This window comes from Pseudoduganella lurida (genome assembly GCF_007830455.1).
In the GTDB taxonomy this organism is placed as follows: domain Bacteria; phylum Pseudomonadota; class Gammaproteobacteria; order Burkholderiales; family Burkholderiaceae_D; genus Rugamonas; species Rugamonas lurida.
The window spans coordinates 74529-90270 of record NZ_VLLB01000012.1 but is presented as its reverse complement, the minus strand read 5'-3'; the positions used below and the strand labels follow the sequence as shown (position 1 = coordinate 90270).

Here is a 15742-nt window from a genome sequence, read left to right as displayed (position 1 = left end):
CAGTCATGGCACCAACGATGGACCTGCTCGCGCTGGCCGACTTCAACCTCGTCGCCCGTCATGGCGGCTTCGGCCGCGCCGCCCGCGCCACCGGCCGCCCGAAAGCCACGCTGTCGCGCCGCGTCCTCGAACTGGAAAACAGCCTGGGCCTGCGCCTGATCGAGCGGGGCGCGCGCACCCTGAAGCTCACGCAGGAGGGCCGCGCGCTGCACGAACGCACGGCCATGCTGCTGACGGAGATCGACGAGGCGGCGGCAGCGATCGCTTCGGGGGGCGAGAAGCCGCGCGGCCGCCTGCGCATCAGCGCGCCGCTGCTGTTCTCGCAGACGGCGATGGGCCGGCTCGCAGCGGGTTTCTCGCTGAAGTACCCGGAAGTGCGGCTGGAAGTGACGACGGAAGACCGTCCCGTCGACATGGTCGAGGAAGCCTACGACCTGGTGATCCGCGTGAACCCGGCGCCGGACGAGAACCTGATCGGCCGCATCTTCCTGCGCGACCGGCTGGTGGTCGTGGCCAGCCCGGACCTGAAGCGGCCGGCGGACGGCACCGCTGTCCCCGCCGTCGTGCGCGGCACCAATGACCGGAGCACTGCGTGGACCATGCAGGGCGGGACCATCGCCGTCGATCCGGTCCTCAGCCTGGCGTCACTGGTGATGGTGCGCGATGCCGTGCGCGCAGGTGTCGGTGCGGGACGGCTGCCGATCTCGCTCGTCACGCACGACATCGAGGCCGGCCGGCTGGCGCTGTGGGGCGACGTGGCAGGACCGGAGATCGCGCTGTGGGCACTGTATCCATCGCGCCGGCTGCTCAGCACCCGCGTCTCGGCGTTCCTGGAGTACCTGAAGGGCGCCTTCCCGGACGGCACGCCAGAGGAGCTGGCGGCGTACCTCTGCCCTTGGCCAGACCATCCCTGCTTGCATGCCTGACCTTGCCACCACGGCCAGGATGCTGTTTATAAAAAAGCTACCAAAAATTGCAATGCGATGCTAGGATTTCTGCACATAAATTATTTCCTATGGGGAGCATCATGCAAGCAAGCCGTCTCGTCTTCGGTCTGGTCTGTCTTCTTTCTTTCGGTGCTGCAACAGCCCAAACCACGTCCACAGCAACCATTGGTCGCATCAGTTATCAGCTGGTAGATCTTGATCTCGATGACGGTATTACTCCCTCGCTGACTTTTGTTCCTGGAACCACCATCACGGCACCTTCCTCGTTCTCCATCGGATTCAACAATAGCGGGAGCTGGATGTCGGTGCTCGGGGCGCACGAACAGGCCCCGATCACTATCGCTGATACGCAAGGTACGGTAAGCGCACAGGGCATCCTCACCAGTACCGGCTCGTTGGCATCGCTGGAGATCACGGCGGTGGCCAATGCGGCGGGGGACGGCAGCTTTGCTTACAAGCGTGCGACCGTGCAGGGAGGCAGCGGCCGGACGAATTTCCAGTTGTCGCCCATGACGGCCGTGATCTTTACCGCGCAGTCCGTGCTGACCGGTCGAACCACACAGGGGGGCGACTGGGCAGTTGCCAGCGCCTGGATCGACCTGGAAACCTATATCGATGGCGAGCCTGTCAGCACGCAAAACTACAAAAGCCTGAACTCGTATTACGATCTGCCGTTCGGCAGTGACGTCTTCACGGAAACCCAGCACGATACCTTGCAGGTCACCTACGCCAATACGTCGCTCGGCATTACCGAAACCGCATTCGGTGCCGGTGTGTACGGCAACGCCGACAGCTTCCTGACGCCCGTGCCCGAGCCTTCCGTCTATGCCATGCTGATGGCCGGGCTGGGGCTGGTGGCATGCGTGAGCCGCCGGCGCGGTCGCTCGGCGACCTAGCACCGGGACCGCAGTAACCAGTACAAGGAGTACGGGCTTCGGCGTGGGGGCGGCCGCCCACCGGAGCCTCGTCACTTGCCCATTTCTTACTTCCTCTCCCTTACTTCCTCTCCCTTACTTCCTCTCCCTTACTTCCTCTCCCTTGCTTCCTTCCCTCACGCGCTCGTCCGTTGCCGGCCGCGGCGCATCGCCCTGTCCAGCCGCCATGGTCCCCAGTCAATGCGGGACTGCCTGGCGCAGCGGCCGCCCGAAACTCTGCGTGATCCGGTCCAGCACGATCGCCAGCAGCACCACGCACAAGCCGCTCTCGAAGCCCAGGCCCACGTCGAGCTGCTGGATGCTGGACAGGACCTCGCCACCCAGCCCGCCGGCGCCGACCATCGACGTGACGATCACCATCGACAGCGCCATCATGATCGTCTGGTTGATGCCGCCCATGACGGCGGGCAGAGCGAGCGGCAGCTGCACCTTGTACAGCAGCTGGAACGGACTGGCACCGAACGCCTGGCCCGCCTCCACCTGCTCGCGGTCCACGGCCAGGATGCCCAGTGCCGTCAGGCGCACGGCCGGCGGCATCGCGAACACCACGGTGGCCAGCACGCCCGGCACGCGCCCGAGGCCGAACAGCATCACCGCCGGAATCAGGTACACGAAGGCCGGCATCGTCTGCATGAAATCCAGCAGCGGTCGCAGCACCTGGTGCACCCGCCGGTGGCGCGCGGCGAGGATCCCCATCGGTACGCCCAGCAGCAGGCTGATGGCGGTGGCGGCCAGCGTCAGGCCCAGCGTCGCCATCGTCTGCGGCCAGTAGCCCAATGCGACGATCAGCAGCAGAGCCAGCACGGACAGCACGGCAAAGCCGGCCGACACGCGCCGCCAGGCCACAACCGCGGCGAAGGCGATGACGAGCCAGAAGGGCAGGGCCTGCAGCGCGCTCTCGATAGCGCCGGTGAACACTTCGAGGCCATGGCCGACCGTGTCGAACAGCGTGCTGTTGTTCTCCACGAGGTAGTTCACGCCGGCGTTGATGTGGGCGCCAAGTCCCAGCGTGTCGTGCAAGGAATCGGCATGCAGAGGCGGCAGCTCAGGCATGGCTGCCTCGTGCCCGTGTCAGCACGCGCAACGCGCTGGCCGCCGTGATGGCGCCGAGCGCCACGCCGCTGGCATCGCGCACTGTCAGCGGTGCGGTCAGCTGGCCCAGGCGCGAGAGCAGGTCGCCCAGCGTGGTGTCTGCAGCAACGCCGGCCGTCGTGGCATCCGAAGGCGGCGCCACCGGATCGATCAGGTCCGCGGCACGCAGGTGGCGGGCCGGATCGACACCCTGGAAGAACGCGCGCACATGGTCATGTGCCGGTTGCGTCAGGAACGCGCGCGGCGCGCCGTGCTGCAGAAGGCGGCCATCGTGCAGCATCGCGATGCGGTCGCCCAGGTGCAGCGCCTCGTCGATATCGTGCGAGACGAAGACGATGGTGCGGCGCTGCTCCTTCTGCAGCGACAGCAGCAGGTCCTGCATGCCGCGGCGCGTCAGCGGATCGAGCGCCGAGAAGGCTTCGTCCATCAGCAGCAGCGAAGGATTGACGGCCAGTGCCCGGGCCAGCCCCACGCGCTGGCGCATGCCGCCGGACAGCTGGTGCGGATACTGCGCGCCATGGCCGCCGAGGCCCACCTGCTCCAGCACTGCGCCGGAGCGGCGCAGCCGTTCCGGTTTCGCCACGCCGGCGATCTCCAGGCCGAATGCGGCATTGTCGATCACGGTCCGGTGCGGGAACAGTGCGAAGGACTGGAACACCATCGCCATCGTGCCGCGCCGCAGCTGCTGCAGCCGGCGGTGCGACAGCGTGCCCAGGTCGTCGCCATCGACCAGCACCTGGCCATCGGTCGGCGTCACCAGGCCGTTCAGCAGCCGCAGCAGCGTCGATTTGCCGCAGCCGGAAAGCCCCATCAGCACGCAGATTTCGCCTTCCGCGATATCGAGCGTGACATCGTCCAGCGCGGCGGCACGGCCGCCCGCCGGCGCGGCGCGGTCCTGTTCATACACTTTCGAGACCTTGCGCAGTGCGACCGTGGCCATGGTGGGTTCCTGGTTAAAGTTTGCCGTTGAGGGAGATGAATGCCGCGCGCGGTGCGCCCGTCAGCATCGTGGCGAACGTGCCGGCCGGGTCCGAGCTGGCGAAGCCGTTGGTGCCGATCGCGCCGAAGTATTCCTTGTCGCCCAGGTTCGTCACGTTCAGCTGCACGGTCGCTTCCCTGAACGGTCCCACCTTGCCCAGCTTGTAGCCGGCCGCCAGGTGGCCGATCCAGTACGACGGCACGGGGCTGTCGTTCAGGTAGGTGTAGTAGCGCTTGCCCGTGTACTTCGCTTCGGTGCGGGCGAACCAGCCGGCATGCTCGAACGACAGCTCGGTGTTGAACAGCACGCGCGGCGCATCGACCACGCGCTTGCCGTTCACATCGATCGCGGTGGTTCCTTCGTAGTACAGCGGCGCATCCTTGTACTCGGAGTGGTTGTACGTGAACGAATTGAACCAGGCCCATTCGCGCGACAGCTTCCAGTCCAGCGCCGCTTCCACGCCGCGCGTCGCCACCTTGCCGACATTGGTCAGCACGGTCGGGCAGCCGACGATGCCGGTGCAGGTCGCCACGTTCAGCTGGCGGTCCTTGAAGTCCGCCGCGTACAGGGCCAGCGACCCCTGTGCCGCGCCGCGCCTGCTGCGGATGCCCAGGTCGACCGTCGTGGATGTTTCCGGTTTCACGCGGCCTTTCGACAGGTCGAACGCCGCCTGCGTCTGCGAGAACGGTCCGTCCGCGCCGGGCTGGTAGGCGTGCATATTGCGCGCCCACGAGGTGAACAGTTCATCGTTCGGCGTCAGGGAAAACGTCAGTCCCGCCTGCGGCAGGAAGTGCTTCGATGCTTCCAGCGTGCCGGCCGCGCGCCCGCCGATATCGTTGTCGCCCTGCGTCGTTGCCTTCGAGCTCTTGAAACCGTAGTTCAGCTTCAGCCGGTCGTCGAGCAAGGCGAAGCTGTCCTGCAGATAGAACTGCTTTGTCTTCGTCGTGAAGCGCTGCGCGATCACGGTGGAGAACGGGTTGTCGAGGAAGCGGTCGGTATCCTCGTCGCCGGCCACGGCGTAGAACGCGCGCGACCAGCCGTGCGTGCTGCGCTCGTACCAGAGGCCGGCCGTCACCGTGTGGCTGGCCAGCTCCCACGAAAGGTCGCTGACGATGCCGGCCCGTTCGATGCCGTATTCCTGCGCGCGGATCGAGATCGGCACGGTGGCCGAGGAGGGCGTGTACGGCGTGTACCAGTGGCTCTCGCCATGGTTGCGGTGGCCGTACACGGTGGTGTTCAGGCTGACACCCTCCGCCACGGTCCAGTCCAGCGCCACACCCGTCAGCCAGTCGTGGCGGATGCCTCGGCCGAGGTAGTACGCGTCATCCAGGTTGTTGACGCCGCCCGTGTAGATGCCGTTGGCGGCATTGACGGCGCGCTGCCAGTCCGGCGCGTAGTTGTCCCAGTCGTGGCCGAGGCGGCGCGTGGCGTCGAACGACAGGTCCTGGTAGTCCGTCTCGTCGCGCTCCGAGTAGTTGAAGAAGGCGCTGATGCTGGCCTGGTCACCCAGCTGCTGTTCGATCTTCGCATTGAACTGGTCCTGGTCCTGGCTTCCTTGTCCCTTCCACTTGTCGGCGCGCTGGCGCGTCAGCGACAGGTAGGCCTTCGTGCCGGTGGACAGCAGGCCGGTGTCGATGCGGGCAAAGGTGCGCGACGTGTCGTCGCTGCCGAAGGTCTGCGCCGCCTGCAGGCTGGCGGTATCCGATGGGCCGCGCGTGGTGAAGGCCACGGTGCCGCCCAGGTTGCCGGTGGATGCAGTAGCCAGCGCGCCGGTGCCCTGCGAGACCGTCACGCTGCCCACGTTCTCGGACGAGATGGCGCGCGAGATGTGCAGGCCGTTGCTGTTCCGGTAGCTCATGTCGCCCAGCGGGATGCCGTCCAGCGTGAAGCCCAGCTGGTTCTGGTTGAAGCCGCGGATCGAGATGTGCGTGGACCATTCGTAGGCGCCGAACGGATCGGCCGACTGGAACGACACGCCGGGCAGCTTTTCCAGGGTCTTCAGCGGGCTGGTGCCGGGCGTGGCCTGCACCAGGTCCTTGCGGGTGATGTTCTGCACCTGGCGGCCCTGGCCTTGCACGAACACGGTCTCGATCGGCGGCGCATCGGGGGCGGCGGGTTCCGGCTCCGGCGCGGCAATCGCGGCACCGGCAAAGGCCTGCAACAGCAGCAGGGTCAGTGGTTTCAGGACAGGGGACGGGTTCCGGCGTGACGGCAGGGGCATCGTGGGCTCCATGTTGTTATAAATTGTTTGCACCGAGGCGTGCCAGCACGGCTGCCTTCGCGTTGGTGCCCGCCAGCGTGGTGACGCCTTCGAGCCAGGTGTCCAGCAGTTCCGGGTGCGCCTGCAACTGGCGCAGCGCGGCGGCGCGCACGGGCTGCCTGCGGCCTACCACGTCGGCGATGATCGCGTGCTCCAGCGCGGGCGAGAACGTCAGCTGGGCGGCGAGACGGCCCGCGTTCGGGCATGCGCTGCGGTAGCCGCGGCGCGTCACGGTGTTTACGCTGGCGCTGCCGAAATTGGGACCGAAGTAATCCTTGTCGCCATCGAGGTAGGTGATCCGGAAGGCGTTGTTCATCTGGTGCGGCTCCCAGGCCAGGAACACGATCCAGCGCCGGTTGCGCGTCACGCGCTTCACCTGGCTCAGCATCCCCTGTTCGCTCGACTCCACCAGGATCCAGTGCTCCAGCCCATAGCTTTGCGCCGCCAGCATCTTCTTTACCGTCTGGTTGGCTGGCGAGCCGGCCTCGATGCCGTAGATACGGCGGTCGAACCTGTCGGCGAATGTCGCCAGGTCGGCAAAGGTGCGCACGCCGGCCTGGGCCACGTAGTCCGGCACGGCCAGCGTGAACTTCGCGGCCGGCAGGTTGGCATGCACCTGCTCCACCGCGCCGGACTGGAACAGGGGCTCGACGAGCGCGCGCTGCGCCGGCATCCAGTTACCCAGGAAGACATCCACCTGGCCCTTCTGCAGCCCGGCATACGTGATCGGCACCGACAATGGCAGGATCCTCTGCTCGTACCCCAGCGCTTCGAGCACGATGCCGGCCAGCGCATTGGTGCCGGCGATGTCCGTCCAGCCCGGATCGGCCATGCGCACCACGCGGCATGCAGGCGCATCGGCCGCATGGGTGACGCTGCAGGCAGCCAGGGCCAGCATCGCGAGCAGGCGCTTCATGGGCGTGCGGCCGGCACGGCGGGGAAGCGGGCGCGCGCCTCCAGCGTGTCCAGGTCCAGGTGGTTGCGGATGTAGCGGCGGCTGGCGTCGCGCGGCGGCTCGTAGTCCCAGGCATGGTGCGTGCCGAGTGCATTGGCCGCGCCGATCAGCCGGCGGCGGCGCTGGCTGGCGATCACGCGGCCATGCAGCGCGTCGAGATTCCAGCGTGCCGCGACGTCGGCGCGCAACTGCGCGAGCGCTGCCCCATGGCGGCCCGGGTCCGTCGCCAGATTGCGCAGTTCGTCGGGATCGTCGGGCAGGTGATAGAACTGGTCCGGATCGGCTGGCGAGTGCACGTATTTGTAGGGGCCGCGGCGCAGCATCACGATCGGCGCCAGCGCGCCTTCGGCCAGGTATTCAGCCACCGCTTCGTCATGGCCGCCCTCTCCTTGCAGGTGCGGCAGCAGGCTGCGGCCGGCAAGGTCCTGCGCCAGGCCGCGGGGCACGTCGCCCTGGTATGCGAAGTCGAGCAGGGTGGGGAGCAGGTCCAGCGTGGACACGGCCTGCGCGACACGCTGCGCGGCAAAGCGTCCCGGCGCATGGACGATCAGCGGCACGCGGATCGAGGGCTCGAAGCACGTCATCTTGTACCAGAGATTGCGCTCGCCCAGCATGTCGCCATGGTCGGAGGTGAACACGATGATCGTGTTGTCCGCCTGGCCGGTCCGTTCCAGCGTGTCGAGCAGCTTGCCCACCTGTTCGTCCACGTATGAAATGGCGCCGTAGTAGGCCCGCCGGGCGGCGCGCACGCGTCCGGCGTCCACCGGCGTGCGGTCGATATCGATCACGCCCCGCAGGCGTTGCGAGTGCGCGTCTTCGTTCTCCGGCGTGTGCGGCACGCGCGGCGGGTCGATCCCGTCATCCGCATACAGGTCCCAGTATTCGCGCGGGATCGCATACGGGTCATGCGGATGCGTCAGCGAGACGGTCAGGCAGAATGGCCGCGCATCGCCATCGCGCACCAGGTCGAACAGTTTCTGCCGTGCGGCGTAGACCACCTCGTCGTCGAAGTCGAGCTGGTTGGTGCGCACGCACGGGCCGGCGTCCAGAACGGAGCCCATGTTGTGGTACCAGTCGGGCCGCACGGCCGGCTGCTCCCAGTCGGGCGTCCAGGAAAAATCGGCCGGATAGATGTCGGTGGTCAGGCGTTCCTCGAAGCCATGCAGCTGGTCCGCGCCAACGAAATGCATCTTCCCCGCCAGGATCGTGCGGTAGCCGGCATGGCGCAGGTAATGGCCGAACGTGACGGACTCGGAGGACAGCGCGGCGGCATTGTCGTAGCCGCCGTGGACGGACGGCAGCTGGCCCGTCATGAGTGAGTAGCGCGCCGGTGCGCACAACGGCGACGCGCAGTACGCGGCATCGAATACGGTACCGGTCGCGGCCAGGCGGTCCAGGTGCGGCGTGCGCGTGACGCGGTTGCCGTAGGCGGCCAGCGCGCGTGGCGTGAGTTGATCCGCCATCAGGATCAGGATGTTCGGCGGCTGGGGCATGCGGGTTCCGGTGGGTCTTCGATGCGTGGATTCTGCACGCCGCCATCCGTTTGGCGAACGTATTAATTCGCATAATCTTATGATTTATCCATAATGCATGTTTATGGAAGCCTGCACGTTGTCATTGCATTTTCTGGGGCTTGTGATCAAAATATCCCATCCATGCATTAGCTGAACTTATGTCTGACGACCTGCCCCTGCAAAGCCTCGCCCTGTTCGCCGCCGCCATGCGCCACCTCAGTTTCACGCAGGTGGCGGAGGAATACGGCACCACGCAGCCGGCCGTCAGCCAGCGCATCGCCGCGCTGGAAAAGCATCTCGGCACGCCGCTGTTCCACCGCTCGCGGCGCGGCGTGACGCCGACGCCGGAAGGCGCCGCGCTGTACGAGGGGGTGCGCGAACACCTGGCCGCGATCCAGAACACGGTGGAGCGGGTGCGCACGCGGCGCCTGCGCGAAGTGCTCACGGTGGCCACCGATTTCGCATTCGCGAACTTCTGGCTGATGCCGCGCCTTGCCGCCTTCCAGTCCCTGCAGCCGGACGTGGACGTGCGCATCGTCACGTCGCAGACGCAGATCGACATCCGCGGCGAGCCGGTGGACCTGGCGACTTCGTTCGGCACCGGCAGCTGGCCCGGCTGCGATGCGCAGCGCATGCTGCCGGAGCTGGTGGTGCCCGTGTGCAGTCCACAGCTACGGGGGCGCGAACGCGTGAAGAAAGCGGCGGACGTACTGCACCTGCCGCTGCTGCACCTGGAGAGCAGTGGCCGCGCGCGCTGGATGACCTGGCAGGACTGGGCGGCGGCGCAGGGCCTGCGGGCCGACGCCGGCGGCCACAGCCTCACCCTGGGCAATTACCCGCTGCTGATCCAGGCCGCGCTGGCCGGGCGCGGCGTGGCGCTGGGCTGGCGCCCGCTGGTCGACGAGCTGCTGCGTGCCGGCCAGCTGGTGGCACTGCCGGCGCCGGCACTGAGCACCGAGCGTGGCTACTACCTCGTGCGGCCGCACGGCCGTGCCACCGGCGCGGCCCTGAACCGCCTGTGCGAATGGATCGCTGCCGAATGCGGCAGCGATGGCCAGGCGTAGCGGTATACTCACGGCGCCTTCCACCCACCGACACCGCCATGCGTTCCCGCGATACCGAAGCCGATTCCACCGATCCCGTCACCGATGCCGCCACCGTGATGGAGACCGTGCACGCGATCATGCACCTGTACCGCGCGCGCCAGTTCCGCACCATGCGCAACGGGCCGCATGACCTCACGCACATGGAAAGCAAGGCGCTGGGCTATTTCGCGCGCCATCCCGGCGCCACGCAGAGCGACCTGATGGCGCACTCGGGCCGCGACAAGGCCCAGCTGGCGCGCCTGGTCAGGGGCCTGCGCGACCGGGGCTTGCTGGAAGCGACGGTGGACGAGATGGACCGGCGCAGCACGCACCTGCATGTGACGGCGGAAGGGAAGGCGATCTCGCGCGCCCTGCAGCGCAGCGGCGAAGTGCTGGCCGAGGTGGCCGTGACGGGGCTGGACGAGGCGCAGCGGCGCCAGTTGCTGGCGCTGCTGGCGCAGGTGAAGAAGAACCTGGACGCCGCCGAAGAGTGAGAACCGGACTGAAAACCGGTGGCCCGGGCTAGCGCAGCACGACGGCGGCCACGCCCGTGATGCAGGCCAGCGCGCCGGCCACCGTCAGCGTGCGGCCGGCATGGCGCGCCGCATACGTGAACAGCGCCACCGCCAGCCACGCGCCCACCGACAGCACGCCGCACCACAGCACGACCGCCTGGCCGGTGCTGCGCACCTGCAGGCAGCACCACAGCGACAGCACGAGGGCCACGCTGCCCAGCAGCCGCAGGTTGCGTCGCCCCGTCGCCGTGGGCTCGCTGCCGCGGCCGTGGATGGCCTCCCAGTGCCGGTCGATCGCCAGCGCCAGCGCGGCAAAGCCCGCGGCGGTGGCTGCCAGCGCTGCAATGATGAACAGGGCGGTGGTCATGCGCGGCTCCCGGTGACAGCGGTATTGACGGCGTCGTTCCCGGCCGCTTCGGATGATTCGGTTCCTGCTGCCTTCGCGGCTTTCACGGCACGGGGCTTGCCCAGGTAATGCGCCGCATACAGCAGCCCCAGGCCGAGCAGCAGCGTGACGAGGTCGAAGCCCGCCACCGGCCACACGCCACGGGCGATGCTGGTGAACAGGTCCGCGCCGCCGGTGGCCGCGTTCAGTACCGGCAGCAGCGCGAAGGCGAGGCCGCCCAGCAGCAGCTGGATGCGCCACATCGGCCGGCGCGGCCACAGCAACGCCGCGATCGAGGCAACCGCCCACGCCGTGAAGAACCAGCGGATCTCGGCGTCCGGCCGCCCCGCAACATCCGTCGCGATCAGCCGGTTGGCCCAGAAGAACACGGCCATCGCCAGCGGCAGGCCGGCCACCGCGGCAATGTTCAGGCCATCGACGAGGCGCAGGCCGAAGCCGGTGAGCACGCCGCCCCTGCCGGCCCTGGCGTACTTCGGACGTTCCTTGACGGCCCACAGCAGCAGGCCGGTGGCGACCATGATGCAGCCGGCAAGGCCGGACAGGAAGAACAGCGCACGCACCAACGGATCGGCGAAGCGGCCCACGTGCAGGCCGTACATCACCCCGCGCGTCTGCGCCGCGCCGCCGCTGGCGACATCCGGCTTCGTCACCAGTGCACCCGTCACGCCGTTGAACACCAGCGTCGGCAGGTCGGAGGTGATGCCGTGGCCTTCCTGCTGGGTGATCGACACCGTGGCGTTCGCGTCGTTCGGGAACATGACCGTCACGCGGCCGGCCGGCGCGCCGTGCCAGTGGCGCGTGGCTTCCTGCAGCATCGGCGCGATCGGTGCCAGCGGTGCGAACTGCTTCGCCGCCTTCGCATCGGCCGACGGATTCTGGAACAGCTCGGAATAGAAGGCGTCCTTGTCCGGATAGACCGCCGCGATCCCCTGCGGGAAGTACAGGAACATCAGCGTGAGCAGGCCCGTATACGTGATCATCAGGTGGTAGGGCAGGGCCAGTACGGCCGAGACGTTGTGGAAGTCCAGCCACGAGCGCTGGCCCTTTTTCGGCCGGAACGTGAAGAAGTCCTTGAAGATGCGCTTGTGCGTGACGATGCCCGACAGGATCGCTACCAGCATGAACATGGCGCAGACACCCACGATCCAGCGGCCCCAGATTGCCGGCATGTAGTGCAGGTCGAAATGCAGGCGGAAGAAGAAGTCGCCGCCGCGCGTCTCGCGTGGCGCGGACAGTTCCGCACCGGTGGCCGGATCGAGCGCCACTGTTTTGAGGCCGCGCCGGCCGCGGCCCGGGCTGCCTTTTTCACGCGGTACCGCATAGCCGGCCCGCACGGCCGGTTCACGCTCGGTCGGCATCGTGATGAACCAGCGCTGGCTTTTCGCGGCGCGGTCCTGCAGCGTGTCGACGGCGTTCTTCAGCGCGACGGCCTGCGGTACCTGGGCGTGGCTGGCGGCGTGCAGCTCCGGCTTCATCCACAGCGTGATCTCGTCGCGGAAGTAGCTGGCGGTGCCGCAGGCGAACACCATAAACAGCACCCAGCCCACCAGCAGGCCGGACCAGGTATGCAGCCACGCCATCGACTGGCGGAATCCCTCCTTCATGGCATGCCTCCCGTGAAGGCAAGCATGGCGGCCGGCAGGACCGCGGCCAGCAGCAGGCCGCCGATGGCATGCAGCACCGTGCGCGCGGCGAAGCACCACATGACCAGGCAGGCGTACAGCACAAGGGCGATCATAGTGGCCGTCAGCGCCGCTTCCACGCGTACCAGCGGCAGCACGCGTGCCAGCCCGGCGGCCCACAGCGCGGTCACCGCGTAGGCGCCAGGGATCGCGGCCAGCGTGCGCACCGCTACGCCGAGCCGGTAGCGCACGCCGGGACCCTTACTCTTCTGCGCGGGCGCGGTGCCCGCCATCGTTTCCTGTGCCTGCATGGCGTCCTCAGTAAGTGGCCTGGAGGGTGGCGGTGATGTTGCGCGGTTCGCCGTACCAGTTGCTGCCGCTGGTGCTGCCCAGCGTGCGGTAGTAGGTCTTGTCGAACAGGTTGTTCACCACGACGTTCAGCGCCAGGTTGCGGTTGAACTGGTAGGCGGCCGTGGCGGTCCATACCGAGTACACGCCCTGTTCGAGGCGCAGCACGCCGCTGGTCTTGTACGTCTTGCTCTGCGAACGCACGCCGCCGCCCACCGTCCACGGCGTGCCGGCCGGTTTCCAGGTGCCGAACAGGCGCGCCATGTGGCGCGGTGCGAACGTCAGCAGGGGCTGGTTCTCGTTCGCACTCGGCGTGCCGTTGGCGGCACGGTCGCGCACGAAGCGCGTCTCGTTGTAGGTGTAGCCGCCGCTCAGCTGCACGCCGGGCACGATGGCGCCGGACAGCTCGGCGTCCAGGCCCTGGCTGCGCACGCGGCCTTCGGCGACATAGCAGGCACCGAGCGTGGGCGAACCGGCACAGGGAGTCGGATGGCCGGCATCGACCTGCGAGCGGTTGTCCTCGTTCAGGCGGAACAGGGCCAGCGCCGCGTTCAGGCGGCCGCCATACAGCGCGCCCTTGATGCCCGCCTCGTAATTGCTGCCGGTCGCCGCGTCGAGTCGGTCGCCGCTGGCCGTGTACAGGTTGGCCTGCGAGCGGAAGATCTCGGCGTAGCTGAGGTAGCTCGTCCAGTCGCGCGCCAAGTCCCAGCTGAGCGCTGCATATGGCGTGAACTCGCCGTCTTCCTTGTATGGCTGCGTGGAGTAGGCATTGGTGACCAGGTTGCGCGTGGCGGTCTCCCAGTTCGACACGCGGCCGCCCAGCACCAGCTTCCACTGCTCCGCCAGCGCCAGGCGCAGCGACGCATACAGGCCGGACTGCTCGATCGTTTCCAGCGTCTGCGTGGCGGCGCGGGCCGGGTCCGTGGGCACCGAGGCATACGTACGGGAGTCGAACGTGAACGGGTTGATGATCGGGTTGGGGACGGCGTACAGCTGGCTCGTCTTGTCGTATTCGCGCTTCTGCCAGTTGGCGCCCACGATCACGTCGTGCTTGCGGCCGAACGCGACGAAGCTGCCTTCCAGCGTGGCATCCGCACCGCCCTGCTTGCCCTGCAGGTTCTGGTGGAACGCCGAGATCGAAGGCCCCAGGCTGGTGGCGGGATTGACGGGGCCGAATGCGCTGCCGCTGAAGTCCGTATTGTCTTCGCGCATGCGGGTGCCGGCGATGCGCAGCTTCCAGTCGGCGTTGAACTGGTGGTTCAGGTCCGCGAACACGGTGGTGTTCCTGATGTCCGTGTGCGACCAGCCGCCGTTCAGGAAAGTGGACCGCGGCAGGTGCAGGTCGCGACCGTCGCTGTAGCGGGGCAGACCGCCGTAGAACGGCACCATGTCGTTGCGCTCGTACTGCACGCCGGCGCCCAGCGTGGTGGCGTCGCCCAGGTCGGCTTCCACGATCGCGTAGCCGACCGTGCGCTTGGAATTGGCCACGTCATAGAAGTAATCGCGGTCCTCGTGCGCGACCACGGCGCGCGCGCGCAGCGTGCCGGCTTCGTTGAGCACAAGGCTGGCATCGCCTTCGGCGCGGTAGTTGTCCCAGCGGCCGGCGGACAGCCTGCCCTGCAGCTGGTTCGATTTCAGGGGCCGCTTGCGCACCAGGTTGACGGTGCCGCCGGCGCCGCCGGAGCCGTTGAACAGGCCGGCCGGGCCGCGCTGCACCTCGACCGTTTCGAACACGGAGAGGTCCGGGCTGATCGCGAAGCCGTTGCCGCGCAGCGTGGCCACGCCGTCGTACTGGATCGTGTCCACGGCGAAGCCGCGCGAATAGAACGTGCGCTCGTAGCTGCTGCCCGTTTCGACGGTGATGCCGGCCACGGCCTGCAGCGCTTCGTCCAGCGTGCGCAGGTCCTGGTCCTCGAGTCGCTGGCGCGTCAGCACGGAGACCGATTGCGGCGTCTCGCGCAGCGTGCGTTGGCCCTTGCCGATCGAGACTTCGTCCACAGTATAGGAATCGACCGGACGGTCGCCGGCGATCACCACTTTCTGCACAGCGCTTTCTTCCGTGGGTTCGGTGGCGGAGGCCGTGGAACAGCCGAAGGCCAGCGCGAGGGCCAGCGGTAGTGGAGCGAGGCGGCGAGGAAGCGGGGCGGACGACGGACGGGAAGGCGCGCTGCGGGCCATGCGGTTCTTTCTGATGAGGTGGAGAAGTCCCGTCGGCAGCGCGCCGTGCACGGTCAGCGGCAATGCAAATGAGAATGATTCGCAATTCTGGCAGAATCAGTACTTTATTGCAAGCTTTCAAGACAACTGCCGGTTGGTTGACATCATCAACCGTATGGCGCAAAATAGATGATCTTGTCAACCAATGGAGCGGACATGCAGCAGGCAATCGAACGGGTACGGCATGAACTGAAGCGGCGCGACGTGGCCGTGTTGCGGGTCGCACCGCTGGGCGGACAATTCGTCAGCGTGACGTTTGGCGGCGCCGACCTGGCGGACTTCGTGTCGTTGGGCTTCGACGATCACGTCAAGTTCATGATCGAGACGGCGGAAGGCGAGGCGGTGCGGCGCGACTACACGCCGCGGCATTACGACGCGGCAGCGTGCGAGCTGACGATCGAGTTCGCGCTGCATGGCGAGGGCCACTGCTCGGACTGGGCCAGGCAGGCGGCGGTCGGCCAGCGCGTGACCATCGGCGGTCCGCGCGGCTCGATGATCGTGCCCCCGCTCGGCTGGCACCTGCTGGCCGGCGACGAGACGGCGCTACCCGCGATCCGCCGCCGCCTCGAGGAGCTGCCGGCAGCGGCACGCGTGACCGTCATCGTTGCCGCGACCGAGCCGGTGCAGCTGCACGGTGCGGCGCAGCTGGACTTCAGGCAGGTGGCCGATGGCGGCCGGCTCGTCGAAGCGATCCGCGCGCTGGACATCCCTTTGCAGGATGCCTTCGTGTGGTTCGGCGGCGAAGTTTCCATCGCAAAACAGGTACGCGACGTGGTGCACGGCGAAAAAGCCTTTTCCCGCGAGTGGAGCCGCATTTCCGCCTACTGGAAGCAGGGCGCGGCGGATCATCACGAGGATCTGTAACAG

Annotated in this window: 14 protein-coding genes; 5 read left to right on the top strand and 9 right to left on the bottom strand. The window is 67.6% G+C overall.

What is annotated here, in order from left to right; translation table 11 throughout:
• Positions 1 to 17: 17 nt before the first annotated feature.
• Together IP91_RS23850 and IP91_RS23845 are read left to right on the top strand one after the other, a co-directional pair.
• Positions 18 to 926, top strand: coding sequence for a LysR family transcriptional regulator (locus IP91_RS23850; RefSeq protein WP_145652857.1), 909 nt, complete (start codon positions 18 to 20; stop codon positions 924 to 926).
• A gap of 101 nt (positions 927 to 1027) precedes the next feature.
• Entirely contained in the window at positions 1028 to 1843 is an 816-nt protein-coding gene (locus IP91_RS23845; protein WP_145652704.1) for a PEP-CTERM sorting domain-containing protein, read from the top strand.
• Positions 1844 to 2059: 216 nt separating this feature from the next.
• Here IP91_RS23845 and IP91_RS23840 read toward each other — a convergent pair whose 3' ends face one another.
• Genes IP91_RS23840 through betC form a run of 5 tightly spaced genes read right to left on the bottom strand, consistent with a single transcriptional unit; the run spans position 2060 to position 8661 of the window.
• Positions 2060 to 2902 (bottom strand): ABC transporter permease, encoded by an 843-nt coding sequence (locus IP91_RS23840; RefSeq protein WP_145652855.1) that lies wholly within the window; start codon positions 2900 to 2902, stop codon positions 2060 to 2062.
• A 25-nt stretch (positions 2903 to 2927) separates the two neighbouring features.
• Positions 2928 to 3914, bottom strand: coding sequence for an ATP-binding cassette domain-containing protein (locus IP91_RS23835; protein WP_145652702.1), 987 nt, complete (start codon positions 3912 to 3914; stop codon positions 2928 to 2930).
• Between the two features lie 13 nt (positions 3915 to 3927).
• Positions 3928 to 6174 (bottom strand): TonB-dependent receptor, encoded by a 2247-nt coding sequence (locus tag IP91_RS23830; RefSeq protein WP_145652700.1) that lies wholly within the window; start codon positions 6172 to 6174, stop codon positions 3928 to 3930.
• 16 nt (positions 6175 to 6190) lie between these two features.
• Positions 6191 to 7129, bottom strand: a complete 939-nt coding sequence (gene choX, locus IP91_RS23825) for a choline ABC transporter substrate-binding protein (protein WP_145652698.1) — start codon at positions 7127 to 7129, stop codon at positions 6191 to 6193.
• Entirely contained in the window at positions 7126 to 8661 is a 1536-nt protein-coding gene (gene betC, locus IP91_RS23820) for a choline-sulfatase (RefSeq protein ID WP_145652696.1), read from the bottom strand. The genes choX and betC overlap by 4 nt, the downstream gene beginning before the upstream one ends.
• 179 nt (positions 8662 to 8840) lie before the next feature.
• Between betC and IP91_RS23815 the strand changes: the two genes are divergently transcribed.
• Entirely contained in the window at positions 8841 to 9746 is a 906-nt protein-coding gene (locus IP91_RS23815) for a choline sulfate utilization transcriptional regulator (RefSeq protein ID WP_145652694.1), read from the top strand.
• Positions 9747 to 9784: 38 nt separating this feature from the next.
• Positions 9785 to 10261 (top strand): MarR family winged helix-turn-helix transcriptional regulator, encoded by a 477-nt coding sequence (locus tag IP91_RS23810; RefSeq protein ID WP_145652692.1) that lies wholly within the window; start codon positions 9785 to 9787, stop codon positions 10259 to 10261.
• 28 nt (positions 10262 to 10289) lie between these two features.
• Here the strand turns inward: IP91_RS23810 and IP91_RS23805 are convergent, their stop codons facing one another.
• Genes IP91_RS23805 through IP91_RS23790 form a run of 4 tightly spaced genes read right to left on the bottom strand, consistent with a single transcriptional unit; the run spans position 10290 to position 14836 of the window.
• The gene (locus IP91_RS23805) at positions 10290 to 10649 is read right to left on the bottom strand and encodes a DUF3325 domain-containing protein (protein WP_229474922.1); all 360 of its coding nucleotides are present in this window, start codon (positions 10647 to 10649) and stop codon (positions 10290 to 10292) included.
• Positions 10646 to 12292 (bottom strand): PepSY-associated TM helix domain-containing protein, encoded by a 1647-nt coding sequence (locus IP91_RS23800; RefSeq protein WP_145652690.1) that lies wholly within the window; start codon positions 12290 to 12292, stop codon positions 10646 to 10648. Before IP91_RS23800 ends, IP91_RS23805 begins: the two co-directional genes overlap by 4 nt.
• Positions 12289 to 12621: an iron transporter gene (locus IP91_RS23795; RefSeq protein ID WP_229474920.1), complete on the bottom strand. Its 333-nt coding sequence runs from the start codon at positions 12619 to 12621 to the stop codon at positions 12289 to 12291. The genes IP91_RS23800 and IP91_RS23795 overlap by 4 nt, the downstream gene beginning before the upstream one ends.
• A gap of 7 nt (positions 12622 to 12628) precedes the next feature.
• Positions 12629 to 14836 carry a TonB-dependent siderophore receptor gene (locus IP91_RS23790; RefSeq protein ID WP_145652688.1) on the bottom strand — a complete coding sequence of 736 codons (2208 nt, stop codon included), beginning with the start codon at positions 14834 to 14836 and terminating at the stop codon, positions 12629 to 12631.
• Positions 14837 to 15031: 195 nt separating this feature from the next.
• Between IP91_RS23790 and IP91_RS23785 the strand changes: the two genes are divergently transcribed.
• Positions 15032 to 15739 (top strand): siderophore-interacting protein, encoded by a 708-nt coding sequence (locus tag IP91_RS23785; protein WP_145652686.1) that lies wholly within the window; start codon positions 15032 to 15034, stop codon positions 15737 to 15739.
• The last annotated feature ends 3 nt before the right edge of the window (positions 15740 to 15742 follow it).